Genomic DNA, 13,821 nt, shown 5'->3' on the forward strand with positions numbered 1-13,821 from the left:
TTCGTTTTACTTATGTTCAGCGGCCGGAGCACGAATACACCCTGTGCTTCGGGTTTAGTCAAAGCCTACAGTAGCTTAATTAGCCATTAGTTTCAAATTTGTTAACGCATTGATTTCATTAACAGGAATTCATGCAGTTTTGCAAGAATTTGCAACTGGAGGTCAGAACAGCGGGAGCAACTCAGCCAGGGTTTTCACCGTCAGATCGGCCTGAATACCGGCAGGAAGCTGTTTACCCGGGTGCTGGACAAAACAGGTATAAAAGCCCATCTGCCGGCCACCGGCAATATCGGCTTGAGGGTTATCGCCCACCATCAGCACTGTGGACGGGTCTGGCTGACCCATTTGTTCCAGCGCATGCTGAAAAATCCGTGGGTTGGGTTTGGCGGCGCCAACTTGTTCAGAGATCACCAGCAGATCAAAATGATCCTGCAGCCCGGCCTTTTCCAGCCGCACCTGCTGCAAGTCGGTAAAGCCATTGGTAATAATGCCCAGCCGCTTTTGACCTTTGAGCCGTTGCAATAATTCGATAGCACCGGGCAGAGGCGGACAGACCTGTGCCATGGCCTGCAGGTACTGCCGGTTCAGCACTGCAGGTTCAACGCCCAAACGTTGGCCCAGGGCCGTAAAACGGCGAACTTTCAGCTCGTCGGCCTGAATGTCGCCTTGCTGATACAACACCCACAGCGGCTGGTTCAGCGCCTGAAACTGCTGATACTCCTGCTCACTGAAGCCCAGGCCATAAGCGTGCATCATCAGCGACAGACCGCTGAAGGCATCAAAATGAAACAGGGTATCGTCAGCGTCAAACAACACCCATTCCAGCTTGGCTAACCAATGGTTATTCATCGGCGGTGCCATTGACGATATCGGCAATATCTTCCAGCCGGCGCAGTGCCAGGAAGTTGATGGTGCGTTTCGGGTACTGGCCTTTGCTGTTGCGCTCACCGGCCGGCATGTCCATCAGCAGTTCCAGCGCTTCATCCACCTGTTTGACGGTGTAGATATGGAACTGACCATCCCGCACCGCCTGGGTGACTTCGTCGTTCAGCACCAGGTTCAGCTGGTTACTGGCCGGAATAATCACCCCTTGTTCACCGTTTAAACCACGCGACTGGCACAGCCGGAAAAAGCCTTCAATTTTTTCGTTAACCCCACCTATGGCCTGCACCTGACCATACTGGTTGATGGAACCCGTCACCGCCAGGCTTTGTGCTATCGGCAAATCGGCAATGGCGGAAATCAGCGCACAAACTTCCGCCAGAGACGCACTGTCCCCATCAATCAGGCCATAGGATTGTTCCATCGCAATATTGGCTGACAGCGTCAGCGGGAAATGCTGGGCATATTTAGCGCCCAAATAACCGGTCAGCAGCATCACCCCTTTGGAGTGAATGGCTTTTCCCAGCTCCACTTCGCGTTCAATATCGACCACACCGGTCGAACCGGCAAACACAGTGGCACTGATGCGGGCCGGTGTACCAAAAGCCGTATCACCAATTTCCAGCACCGTCAGGCCATTGATTTTTCCAACCGCCCAGCCGTCAGTATCAATTAAAATCTGGCCTTCCTGAATATCTTCCAAAAAGGATTCGCTGATGCGGCCGGTGCGGTACTGTTTGCCGTCCAGCGCTTCCTGCACATGGGCTGCTGTGACTTCCGTCTGGCCATGCTGGCTGGCATAAAAACAGGCTTCCCGCACCAGCTCCAGCACTTCGGCAAAACGGGCCGACAATTTGCGCTGGTGCTCCGCCTGGCGGAAACTGAAACGCAGCAGTTGGGTCAGGCCACAGGCCGACAGGGTGTCCAGTCCCATTTGTTGGATCTGATCCTGAATTTGCAGCGACATAAAACGCATGGTGTGTGGTTCAAAGGGCAAATAGTGCTCAAAGTCGGCCAACACCCGGAATAACTCATTGAATTCGTCGTCTACATCCTGGATCAGGTAATACAGATCACGGGACCCCAGCAGCACAATTTTCACATTCAGCGGTATGGCTTTGGGCGTGATAATGGTGGAGTTGGTGACCGCATGGTCACTTAAGGTGTCGATCACAATTTCGCCGCTTTTCAGTGCCAGTTTCAGCGCATCCCAGACGCCGGGTTGCGTCAGCAAGCGGTCGGCGTCCAGCACCAGATAGCCGCCATTGGCTTTGTGCAACGCGCCGGGGCGGATCATGCCGTAATTGGTGTACAGGCTGCCCTGCATTGAGCTGTATTCGACCCGGCCAAATAAATTGCCGTAACTGGGGTTGGGCTCAAAGATAATAGGGGCGCCGTCCATTAATTCATGGTGCATCAGCACATTGGGTACAAAATCTTCCACAAACAAACTGCGGGTGTCCATTTCCTCCAGCTTGTCGGTTTCCGCCTCTTCCGGCAGCAACTCCAGCACGGCTTTGATCAGCGCCGGTTTCATCTCTTTCAGAAAACGCAGCACTCCAATTTCTTTGGCGTAATCATGCTCCAGCTGTTTCAGCAGCGGCTTGATAGCGGTTTCAATGGTCTCGCGGCGCAGCGCCCGCAGGTTTTCCGACAGTTCACGTTTCCACTGTGGCAACTCCAGCAACTGCTCGTTCAGAATGGTTTCCAGCTCTGACACCAGGTCATAAAAATACTGGCGTTTTTCGTCGGAGAGTTTGGCAAATTCGCTGTCATCCAGCGCTTTGCCATCGATCACCGGCGAAAAGCTGACCGCGCCATTTTCTTCATACAGCACCACTTGCTGTTCCAGTGCCTTGCGTTCCACCAGCGCAATGGCGGCTTCGTATTTATCGTCAAACGCCTGATGGATGGCTTTTTTCTTGCGCTGATAGCCCGGGTTATCAAAGGCGGCCGGAAAGGTGTCCAGCAGCTCGTCAATCAGCGCTTCTACTTTTTTTACCAGGACCTTGCCTTCACCCGGCGCCAGACGCAGCGTGTGAGGCACCCGCTCATCGTCAAAGTTATTGATATAACACCAGTCATCCGGTGTGGCTTTTTCGCTGGCGGCCTGCTGCAGCACATCCTGCACCAGGGTAAAACGCCCCAGTGCCGGTTCCCCCATCACATAGAGGTTGTAACCCGGCATATCCATACCAATGGCAAAGTTCAGCGCGGCTTTGGCTCTGTCCTGGCCAATAAAAGTGCTGGATAAACCGCTGACATCCAGCGCTTGTTGGATCAGTTCAGGGGCAAGGTTTGGACCTAATTGTTCGGGGGACAGCGCAAGGGTACGGCTCTGTGGCGTCATGCAAAAGGCTCTTCGTGATCAATAAAAAGGGGAAACTTCCCCATCTTAACAAAAGGTGGCGCAAAAAGAACAACCGCAATGGCTTTTACACCACCACAAAGATCAAGAGGGCAACCCCAGCCGTGAAAACTGCAGACCACCGCAGTCCGTGCAGCTGCACAGTTCATCCGGATGAAAAAAGCTCTGGGTCTGACCGCAGGCCGTGCACTGATACAGGCCCATACCGACCCGCTCCCCTTGCAGATACACGCCATGGTGGTGTAAATCTTCCAGCAGCTCCTGCCATTCCACCTGGGTTTTGTCGGTGATCAGTGACAACTCATACCAAAGCGCTTCAGGCCAGATCGATGGTGGCTCTTCTTCGTCAGACTGCCGCTTTAAAGTTTCCAGAAACAACTGAGTTTCATAGGCGCTTAAGTCTTTACCCGCTTTCAGATAAGCCCTGATGGTATCCGTCCACTGCACCAGCCGGCCCACCTGCTGCTCACGGGCTTGTTGCAACATTTCAGCTAACTCGTTGAGCCAGCGTTGATATTTGTCGGAAAAATCTGCCATAACTGCCTCCTGTACGTCAGTATAGTCGGCAATAAACGGCTTTTTTGTCAATTTAGTCGCAGCCCTGTTGTAGTTGGTCTGGCTTTGTTTCAGGCTGACCTTTTGCCGGAGTTTAAAATGAAAAAAAGAATGATAATGCTCGGCCTGGTACTGCACCTGAGTGCTCAGGCAGCAGACTATTTCCCGCCGGCCGGCCAATGGGCTGCGACCAGCCCCGCCAGCCTCAAAGTGAATGAGCAGCGCCTGGCCGATGCTGTCGCCTACGCCATTGCCAGTGAAAACAAAGCCAGTAAAGACCAGGCCCTGGTGCAGGCCACGACTTTTGGTGCCAAAGAACCTTACGACCAGATTATTGGCCCTATGTCGGTACGCGCACCAGCCAATGGTTTAATCATTTATCAGGGCAAACTGATCGCCCGTTGGGGGGAAGTCGACAGTGTCGATATGACCCACAGCATTACCAAAACTTTTTTAACCACTGTGACAGGGCTCGCCTGGCAACAGGGACTCATCCGCGATCTGCAGGACAAAGTGGGCCCCTCTATGCCGCAGGGTGTCGATTTATATCAGGGCGAGCATAACAGCCAGATCACCTGGGATCATCTGCTGCGTCAGACCAGCGACTGGCAAGGCACCTTGTGGGGCAAACCGGACTGGGCCGACCGACCCGAAGGCCAGACACCGGCTGACTGGCCAAACCGGCCACTGCGCACACCAGGCAGCCATTACAAATACAACGACGTGCGAATCAACCTGCTGGCGCTGTCCACACTTTATGTCTGGCGTAAACCTTTGCCCACTGTGCTGAATGAACAGATTATGCGGCCTATTGGCGCCTCGTCCACCTGGCGTTGGTACGGCTATGACAACAGCTGGATAGAACTGGACGGCCAGCGCATCCAGTCAGTGTCCGGCGGTGGTCACTGGGGCGGCGGTCTCTTTATCAATGCCTGGGATTTAGCCCGTTTTGGTTACCTGTTTTTGCGGGACGGCCAATGGCAAGGCAAACAGCTGGTCAGCAAAGCATGGATCCAACTGGCCCGCACCGGCGGCAACGCCAACCCCGAATACGGCTTTGCCAACTGGTTTTTAAACCCAGGCCGCAAAGCCCTGCCAAACGCCCCTGAAACGGCCGTCACCTTTCAGGGGGCCGGGCGCAATATTATTTATATCGATCAAGAAAACGATCTGCTGATGGTCGCGCGCTGGATTGGCAATGGCGATGAGCTGAACCAATTAGTGGGGAAAGTGTTGGCCGCATTGCCTGAATAAGCCAGCCCCCCTGGCCCTGCAGCCTTCACTGCAGGGCGTATTTCTGTCAGCAATGGCCGTCTTTGCTGTTGTTGGCGTCCCCACTGATGCGGTATGCTAGCGGCAATTTTTTTCGCCGGTTCAAAGCACTGCAGAGCCGGTTTTGCATGGTTTGAAGTCGGAAGGTCTGAATGCACGAACAATACAGCCCGCAGCAAATTGAACAGCAGCTGCAAGCGAAGTGGGAACAAAACAACGCCTTTAAAGTGGTGGAAGACGCCACCAAAGAAAAATTCTATTGCCTGTCGATGTTCCCTTACCCAAGTGGCCGGCTGCATATGGGCCATGTGCGTAACTACACCATTGGGGACGTGATCAGTCGCTTCCAGCGCATGCAAGGTAAAAACGTGATGCAGCCTATGGGTTGGGATGCCTTCGGTTTACCGGCAGAAAACGCCGCTATCAATAACAAAACCGCGCCGGCCAAATGGACTTATGCCAACATTGAGTACATGAAAAACCAGCTGAAACGCCTGGGTTTTGGTTATGACTGGGACCGCGAAATTGCCACCTGTCAGCCAGAGTATTACCGCTGGGAACAATGGTTTTTCACCAAGCTGTTTGAAAAAGGTCTGGTGTACAAAAAACTGTCGACCGTCAACTGGGACCCTGTCGATCAGTGTGTGCTGGCCAACGAGCAGGTGATTGATGGCCGCGGCTGGCGCTCAGGCGCATTGGTGGAGCAGCGTGAACTGGCGCAGTGGTTTATTAAAATCACCGATTATGCCGAAGAACTGCTGAACGACTTAGACCAGCTGGATGGCTGGCCTGAACAGGTCAAAACCATGCAGAAAAACTGGATTGGCCGCTCTGAAGGGGTGGAAATTACGTTCCAGGTTGCCGATACAGATCAAAAGCTTACGGTGTACACCACCCGTCCGGACACCTTGTATGGGGTGACTTATGTGGCGGTCGCCGCTCAGCACCCGCTGGCGCAACAAGCCGCATTGAATAACCCGGCATTGCAGGCCTTTATTGACGACTGCAAAGGCAACAAAGTAGCCGAAGCCGAAATGGCGACCATGGAGAAAAAAGGTGCGCCCACAGGTTTATTTGTGGTGCACCCGCTGACCGGTGAACAGGTACCGGTCTGGGTCGCCAACTTTGTGTTGATGGACTATGGTTCTGGCGCTGTGATGGCGGTGCCTGGCCATGACCAACGCGACTATGAATTTGCCACTAAATACGGTCTGGCGATTAAACAAGTGATTGAACCTGCCGCTGGCAGCGAAAGCGTCTGCGATTTAACCACGGCGGCTTTTACTGAAAAAGGCGTACTGGTGAACTCGGCAGAATTTAACGGCCTGGATTTCACCGCCGCATTTAAGGCCATTGCCGACAAGCTGTCTGGCCTGGGCATTGGCCAGGTGAAAGTGAACTACCGTTTGCGTGACTGGGGCGTCTCCCGTCAACGTTACTGGGGTTCACCCATTCCGATGCTGACACTGGAAGACGGTACCCAGGTGCCGGTGCCAGAAGACATGCTGCCGGTGCGCTTGCCGGAAGACGTGGTGATGGATGGGGTGAAATCGCCGATTAAAGCCGACCCAGAGTGGGCGAAAACGACCTATCAAGGCCAGGCCGCTTTCCATGAAACCGATACCTTCGACACCTTTATGGAATCGAGCTGGTACTACGCCCGTTACTGCAGCCCGGACCACGATAAAGCCATGCTGGACCCGGCCAAAGCCAACTACTGGCTGCCGGTTGACCAGTACATTGGTGGTATTGAACACGCCATTTTGCACCTGCTGTATTCACGTTTCTTCCATAAATTATTACGTGACGTGGGTTTAGTGCAGTCGGACGAGCCGTTCAAACGCCTGCTGTGTCAGGGCATGGTGCTGGCGGAGACCTTCTTCCGCGACACCGAGAACGGCGGCAAAGAATGGTACTCACCGGCCGACGTGACTGTGGAGCGTGACGACAAAGGCCGGATTACAGGTGCAGTGCTGCAAAGCGACGGCCAGCCGGTGCAAAGCGCGGGCATGAGCAAAATGTCCAAGTCGAAAAACAACGGCATCGACCCCCAGGTGGTGATTGACCAATACGGTGCCGACACAGTACGTTTATTTATGATGTTTACCGCACCACCAGAACAAACCCTGGAATGGCAGGATTCCGCCGTGGAAGGCGCGAACCGCTTCCTGCGCCGGATCTGGACTTTAAGCTCAGAAAACAAAGCGCTGTTTGGCACCGATTGGGCAGCGGAGCTGAATAACGGGCAAAAAGCTTTGCGCCGCGAAATTCACAAAACCATTGCCAAAGTGACAGACGACATTGGCCGCCGCTACACCTTTAACACCGCCATCGCCGCTATTATGGAGCTGACCAACAAGCTGCAAAAAGCGCCGGTCGACACCGATGCGGATAAGCAAGTGAAAGTGGAAGGTATTAAAGCCGTGCTGCAACTGCTGAACCCTATCACCCCTCACCTGTCCCAGTACCTGTGGTCCGAGTTGGGTCTGGGCGATGCACTGGAACAACAGCCATGGCCAACGGCGGATGCAGCCGCGCTGGTGGAAGACGAAAAACTGGTGGTGGTACAGGTCAACGGCAAGCTGCGTGGCAAAATCACAGTGGCGGCCGATGCGACTCAGGACGACGTGCTGGCGATGGCCAAACAAGACGAAAATGTTCAGCGTTTCCTCGAAGGCGCAGAGATCCGTAAAGTGATCTATGTGCCGGGCAAACTGCTGAACCTGGCGGTGGGCTGATGCGCAGCCTGCCTCTGCTTGCCCTGATGCTGCTGAGCCTGGTGCTCAGCAGTTGTGGTTTTCATTTACGTGGCAGCCTGCCGTTGGAAAAATTTCCGTCTTTGTATCTGGATGCCCCCAAGCATTCGGAGTTGGCTGAGCGGTTAAGCCTGCAACTGCAAAGCAACCAGGTCAAACTGCTTGAGCAGATGGATCCGAAAGCACCTGTACTGAAGCTGGAACAGGACAGCCTGGAACGACGCACCTTGTCCTTGTTCCCCAATGGCCAGGTCGCCGAATATGAACTGATTTATAAAGTCCGCTACACCCTGTATTTACCAGAACAAAACGAGCAACAACGCGAGTTTCAGTTGACCAGGGATTATCAGGACGACCCGAACAGCGCTCTTGCCAAAGCCAAAGAGCTGGATCTGATGCTGGACGAACTGCGCACTCAGGCGGCCAGCCGGATTATCCGCCAGCTGAACCGGACCCACTAAATGCTGAAACTGTATAGCAATCAGCTTGCTGCACAGTTAGATAAACAGCTGGCTCCTGTGTACCTGGTGTTTGGCGAGGAGCCGCTGCAAAAGCAGGAAAGCCTGGACTTAATCCGGAAAAAAGCCCGAACACAGGGTTTTGACGAGCGTCTGAGTTTCCAGTGGGATCCGCAATTCAACTGGTCCGATTTTCTGCTTGAATTGAACAACCTGTCGTTATTTGCCCCCCGCCGGTTATTTGAACTGGAACTGCCAGCCAAACTGCCGGCTGGCGCCGCCGACCAGCTGAAACAGCTGACGCAGCAGCTGCATCCTGACCTTGTCCTGGTGCTGCATGCCAATAAAAACGCCACTGAATTTGCCCGTAGCAGCTGGTTTAAACAGCTGGCCGAACAAGGCGTGCAGGTGCAGTTTTACCCGTTGGATGACCAGCAATTTGCCCGCTGGTTACAACAACGCGCAAGCAGCATGAAAGTGCAGCTGAGCCCCGATGCCATCACTTTGTTGCAGCATCACTGCGCCGGTAATTTATTAGCCGCCGCGCAGGAACTGGAGAAAATAGCCCTGACAGACCAGCAGGGCCGCATTGATGCGGCGTTGCTTGAGCAGTTTCTGGCTGACCAGTCACATTATTCAGTGTTTCAACTGGTGGATGCCTTGCTGCAGGGCCAGGGCAATGAGGCACTGCACAGGCTGCACCGCCTGTTGTTGCAGGACACTGAGCCTGTGATTATTGCCTGGCAATTGCAAAAAGAAATCCAGACCCTGCTGCAGATGCATCTGGCACAACAACAAGGCCTGCCGATGGCCGAGTTTTTTAAAAAACATGGGATCTGGCCCAAACGGCAGCCGATGTACCACAGTGCAGTGGCGCGGTTACCGCAGAAATGGCTGAGCTACTGCATTGCCGAACTGGCCGCGTTTGACCGCGCTTTTAAAACCGGCTTCCTGGCAGACCAGGATTTAGCGTTGGCCCATCTGGTCAGTTTGTTTGTCTGCCCTGTGCCCAAAGTCTTTTCACTGCAACAGATCTATGGCCATGACTAAAGCCCGTCTGGCGATTTTAGGGGGCACCTTCGACCCGGTGCACCGTGCCCATATTGCCTGTGCCCTCTTTGTGCAGCAGTTGTTGCAGCCTGAACAGGTGCAGTTGATGCCTTGCCATCTGCCAGCCCATCGCAGCAGCCCCGGGGTCAGCCCTCAGCACAGAGCAGCGATGGTCGAACTGGCGATTGCGTCTTATCCGGGCCTGACCTTGCAATCCCTGGAAATAAACCAGCACAAACCCTCTTACACAGCAGACAGCCTGGAACAGCTTCGTGTGTTGTATCCGGAGCACCAGCTGCTGTTTGTAATGGGCAGCGATTCGTTAGCCTATTTTAAAAGCTGGAAAAAATGGCAGTCTATTCTTGAACTTAGCCATTTGGTTGTCTGTCAAAGGCCTGGTTATTCCCGAACAGAAGGCGACTGCCCGGCATTATTGCAGCAGTTTGGTACAGAGAGTAAAGACCTGCTCGGCACCAAACCCAGTGGCGTCATTTTATGGCTGGACAATGCGCCTCTGGATTTATCAGCCACTCAGATCCGCCACTGCCTGCAAACCGGACAGCAGCAAGCGTTGCACCAGTTGCTGGATGCGAAGGTGCTGGCCTATATCCGCCAACACCGGCTCTATCAGGCCCTGTAATGGCGTGGAAAAAATGCTACCATAACGCGTTTTTTCAGCCTGGAGTAAAAAGTGCAAGCCCAAGAGTTATTAAGTTTCGTTCTGGACAAAATGGACGATATGAAAGCCAAGGACATCACCCCGGTCGATGTCAAAGGTAAATCCAATGTCACCGAAGCCATGGTGATTTGTTCAGGCACATCCAACCGCCACACCCGCTCTATTGCCGATTACCTGGTAAAAGAAGCCAAAAAGGCAGGGTTGTCGATTCTGGGGATTGAAGGCACAGGTTCAGGCGAATGGGTGTTGATTGACCTGGGTGATGTGATTGCCCATGTGATGCAGGAAGAAAGCCGCAGTTTTTACCAACTAGAGAAGTTGTGGAGCGCTTAACCGGATGAAGTTGTTACTGATCGCTGTAGGCAGCAAAATGCCGGATTGGGTGACAACAGCCTATCAGGAGTATGCCCGCCGCTTTCCCAGAGATTTACCACTGGAGCTGATTGAAATTCCGGCCGGTAAACGTGGCAAAAACGCCGATATCAAACGCATTCTGGAGCTGGAAGGCGAAAAAATGCTCGCCGCTGTGCCTAAAGGCGCACGAATTGTCACACTCGAAGTGGAAGGTGGCAACTGGAGCAGCCCGCAACTGGCACAAAAGCTGACGCAGTGGCAAATGGACGGACGGGATGTCTGCTTGTTGGTCGGTGGGCCTGAAGGCCTGGCTCCGGCCTGTATTGCAGCCAGTGAAGCCAAATGGTCCTTGTCTGCGCTGACCTTGCCTCATCCCATGGTACGGGTGGTACTGGCCGAAAGTCTGTACCGCGCCTGGAGTATCAGCACTAACCACCCTTATCACCGCGAATAAGCCATGCGCAAAGAACGTCAGGCCATCCAGGACCCATCCGCCGACAGTCAGTTGTTTAAACAACGGGCCGCTGTGGGTTTTGTCATCGTCGTGTTGTGTTTTACGCTGATTGTTTTCAACCAGTATCATCTGCAAATTGAGATGCACGAGCACTATGTCACCCGTGCCGACGGTAACCGCATTAAGCTCATTCCACAACCCCCGAACCGGGGACTGATTTACGACCGCAATGGCGTGCTGCTGGCCGAAAACCGCCCTATCCATTCGGTCGAACTGGTGCCTGAACAGGTTGCCGACATTAAAGCGACGGTGTCAGAGCTGGCCAAGCTGATTGAGATCACGCCAGAGCAGCAGGAAGAATTTTTAAAAGAAGTGCGCCACCACCGCCGTTTTGCCAGCATAGCGGTGAAAGAGCATCTGACTGACCAGGAAGTGGCGATTATTGCCGTGAATCAACACCGCTTTCCCGGCGTCACACTGGAAGCCCGCTTAACCCGGCATTACCCTTATGGCGATTTATTTACCCATGCCATCGGCTACATTGGAAAAATTAACGCCAAAGAGCTGGATAAGCTGGAAGCAGACGGAGTATCCGCCAATTATGCGGCCAGCCGCGACATTGGCAAAATTGGCATGGAGCGGTTTTACGAAAGCCAGCTGCATGGTCAGGTTGGTTTTGAGCAGGTGGAAGTGAACAACAGAGGCCGGGTGATCCGGGTGCTGAATTCTCAGCCCGCCACCTCAGGCGATGATCTGATCCTGTCCATTGACCTCAGCCTGCAACAAAAAGCCAAAGAGCTGCTGGGCGAAAACCGTGGCGCCATAGTCGCGATGGACCCACGAGACGGTGCGGTACTGGCGTTTTATTCCAACCCGAGTTACGACCCGAATTTATTTGTGCATGGCATCAGCGGCAAAAACTACCGTGAACTGCTGAACTCGCCGGATCGGCCTCTGGTGAACCGGGTGACGCAGGGTGTTTATCCGCCGGCGTCCACCATTAAACCTCATATGGCGGTACTGGGGCTGGAAAGCGGCACTGTCACAGAACAGACCCGCATTCCTGACCCTGGTTTTTATAAGCTGCCCAATTACAGCCGCCTCTACCGCGACCACGTCAAATGGGGTCATGGCTGGGTCGATGTGTACACCGCTATCACCAAAAGCTGTGATACCTATTTTTATGATTTAGCCGTCAAACTCGGCATCGAAAAAATTTCGTCTTATATGAAGCAGTTTGGTTTTGGCTCCCGCACCGGCATTGATGTGCTGGAAGAAAGCCAGGGGCTGATGCCCTCCAAGGAATGGAAACGGGCCCGCCATAAACAAAGCTGGTTTCCAGGCGACACCGTATCTTTGGGCATAGGTCAGAGTTACTGGACCATTACGCCGATGCAACTGGCGTTGGCGACGGCCGTTTTGCTGAATAATGGCGCCAAACCCACGCCCCATATGGGGCGGTTTTTCCGTAACCAGCAGCAGGACACCAGCCTGATTGCGCCGCTGCAACAAAGTGTTGAAGTGAAGAATCCGAAAAACTGGGATATTGCCCGTGAAGCGATGCGCCAGACCGTGATGATCCAGGGCGGCACTGGGTATAACGCCTTTAAAGGCATCAGTTACAGTGCAGGCGGAAAAACGGGTACAGCCCAGGTGATCAATATGGCGCAGAACCAGAAATACAACGCGGCGGCACTGAAAGAAATTCACCGGGATAACGCCATGTTTATTGGTTATGCCCCAGCCGAAAACCCCAGTATTTTATTGACAGTGGCGGTCGAAAACGTTGGTGGAGGTGGCGCCAATGCAGCCCCTATAGCCCGCAAAATGATGGACCACTATTTTACCCGGCAAAGTGCCGCAGGGGCGCAGCCATGACCACCTTAAAAGACCCCAAACACCAGGGCCTGCTGGCCAGGCTGCATCTGGACGGTCCATTGTTCTTCGCTCTGCTGGCATTATCCGCGACCGGGCTTTTTGTATTGTACAGCGCCAGTGGCCATGACATTGGCATGATCAGCCGTTATGTGCTGAGAGTGCTGATGGCTTTTGGTGTGATGCTGCTGTTGGCTCAGGTGAAACCTCAAACCCTGGCCTTTTGGGCTTTGCCGTTGTTTCTGGTCGGCACCGTCATGCTGATCCTGGTGCTGGCCGTTGGCCATATAGGCAAAGGGGCCCAGCGCTGGCTGGATTTAGGTTTTATGAAGTTTCAGCCTTCGGAGCTGATGAAACTGGCTGTACCTATGGCCATTGCCTGGTTTGTGTCATCCAACCCTTTGCCACTGCGCACCAAGCACCTGATTTTTGGTTTTGTGATGTGTGCCATACCCACAGTGCTGATCCAGCAGCAGCCCGACCTCGGCACCTCCATTCTTATTTTTGTCTCCGGCGCTTTTGTACTGTTTTTAGGTGGCATGAGCTGGAAAATTATCAGCAGCATTGCTTTGGCGCTGCCTGTGGTCGGCTACACCATGTGGCTGTTTTTTATGCATGACTACCAGAAACGTCGGGTGCTGACCTTTTTAAACCCGGAGAGCGATCCTTTGGGCTCTGGTTATCACATTATACAGTCCAAAATTGCGATAGGTTCAGGCGGCTTTGAAGGCAAGGGCTGGATGCAGGGTACCCAGTCACAGCTGGAGTTTTTGCCGGAGCGGCATACCGATTTTATTTTTGCGGTGTTCAGTGAAGAATTGGGCCTGATTGGGGTGTTGTTTTTGCTGGCGATGTACCTTTTTATCATTGCTCGTGGTCTGGTATTGGCCAGCCGGGCCCAGGACAACTTTGCCCGCCTGCTGGGAGGTAGCATTATGCTGACCTTTTTTGTCTATGTGTTTGTCAACATAGGTATGGTGTCCGGCTTACTGCCCGTCGTGGGGGTTCCCTTACCTCTGGTCAGTTATGGTGGCACATCAATGGTTACACTGATGGCAGGTTTTGGTATTCTAATGTCCATTGCGACTCATAAACGTTTTTTAGCTCCGCAGTCCTGA

The 13,821-nt window shown here is 53.5% G+C and carries 12 protein-coding genes; 9 read left to right on the plus strand and 3 right to left on the minus strand.

Going from position 1 to position 13,821, the window contains the following annotated elements; all coding sequences use genetic code 11:
- Positions 1-162 precede the first annotated feature (162 nt).
- From yjjG to WKJ04_RS00890, 3 genes are all read right to left on the minus strand, one after another.
- Positions 163-849, minus strand: a complete 687-nt coding sequence (gene yjjG, locus WKJ04_RS00880; protein ID WP_337878699.1) for a pyrimidine 5'-nucleotidase — start codon at positions 847-849, stop codon at positions 163-165.
- Positions 842-3,232, minus strand: coding sequence for an ATP-binding protein (locus WKJ04_RS00885; protein ID WP_337840846.1), 2,391 nt, complete (start codon positions 3,230-3,232; stop codon positions 842-844). Before WKJ04_RS00885 ends, yjjG begins: the two co-directional genes overlap by 8 nt.
- Before the next feature lie 102 nt (positions 3,233-3,334).
- A complete protein-coding gene (locus tag WKJ04_RS00890) occupies positions 3,335-3,787 on the minus strand; it encodes a hypothetical protein (RefSeq protein WP_337878700.1) in 453 nt (150 codons plus the stop codon).
- Positions 3,788-3,904: 117 nt separating this feature from the next.
- Here WKJ04_RS00890 and WKJ04_RS00895 point away from each other — a divergent pair, with 117 nt between their 5' ends.
- From WKJ04_RS00895 to rodA, 9 genes are all read left to right on the plus strand, one after another.
- Positions 3,905-5,059 (plus strand): serine hydrolase, encoded by a 1,155-nt coding sequence (locus WKJ04_RS00895; RefSeq protein WP_337878701.1) that lies wholly within the window; start codon positions 3,905-3,907, stop codon positions 5,057-5,059.
- A 170-nt stretch (positions 5,060-5,229) separates the two neighbouring features.
- A complete protein-coding gene (leuS, locus tag WKJ04_RS00900) occupies positions 5,230-7,815 on the plus strand; it encodes a leucine--tRNA ligase (RefSeq protein WP_337878702.1) in 2,586 nt (861 codons plus the stop codon).
- The gene (gene lptE, locus WKJ04_RS00905) at positions 7,815-8,294 is read left to right on the plus strand and encodes an LPS assembly lipoprotein LptE (protein ID WP_337878703.1); all 480 of its coding nucleotides are present in this window, start codon (positions 7,815-7,817) and stop codon (positions 8,292-8,294) included. Before leuS ends, lptE begins: the two co-directional genes overlap by 1 nt.
- A complete protein-coding gene (holA, locus tag WKJ04_RS00910; RefSeq protein ID WP_337878704.1) occupies positions 8,295-9,341 on the plus strand; it encodes a DNA polymerase III subunit delta in 1,047 nt (348 codons plus the stop codon).
- On the plus strand, positions 9,328-9,981 hold the full coding sequence (gene nadD, locus WKJ04_RS00915; RefSeq protein ID WP_337878705.1) for a nicotinate-nucleotide adenylyltransferase: 654 nt from the start codon (positions 9,328-9,330) through the stop codon (positions 9,979-9,981). Before holA ends, nadD begins: the two co-directional genes overlap by 14 nt.
- A 51-nt stretch (positions 9,982-10,032) precedes the next feature.
- The gene (rsfS, locus tag WKJ04_RS00920) at positions 10,033-10,353 is read left to right on the plus strand and encodes a ribosome silencing factor (RefSeq protein WP_337840853.1); all 321 of its coding nucleotides are present in this window, start codon (positions 10,033-10,035) and stop codon (positions 10,351-10,353) included.
- Positions 10,354-10,357: 4 nt separating this feature from the next.
- Positions 10,358-10,828 carry a 23S rRNA (pseudouridine(1915)-N(3))-methyltransferase RlmH gene (gene rlmH / locus WKJ04_RS00925; RefSeq protein ID WP_337878706.1) on the plus strand — a complete coding sequence of 157 codons (471 nt, stop codon included), beginning with the start codon at positions 10,358-10,360 and terminating at the stop codon, positions 10,826-10,828.
- 3 nt (positions 10,829-10,831) lie between these two features.
- On the plus strand, positions 10,832-12,706 hold the full coding sequence (gene mrdA / locus WKJ04_RS00930; RefSeq protein WP_337878707.1) for a penicillin-binding protein 2: 1,875 nt from the start codon (positions 10,832-10,834) through the stop codon (positions 12,704-12,706).
- Entirely contained in the window at positions 12,703-13,821 is a 1,119-nt protein-coding gene (rodA, locus tag WKJ04_RS00935; protein ID WP_337878708.1) for a rod shape-determining protein RodA, read from the plus strand. Before mrdA ends, rodA begins: the two co-directional genes overlap by 4 nt.

It is taken from the genome of Rheinheimera sp., from assembly GCF_037442345.1.
Taxonomy (GTDB): domain Bacteria; phylum Pseudomonadota; class Gammaproteobacteria; order Enterobacterales; family Alteromonadaceae; genus Pararheinheimera.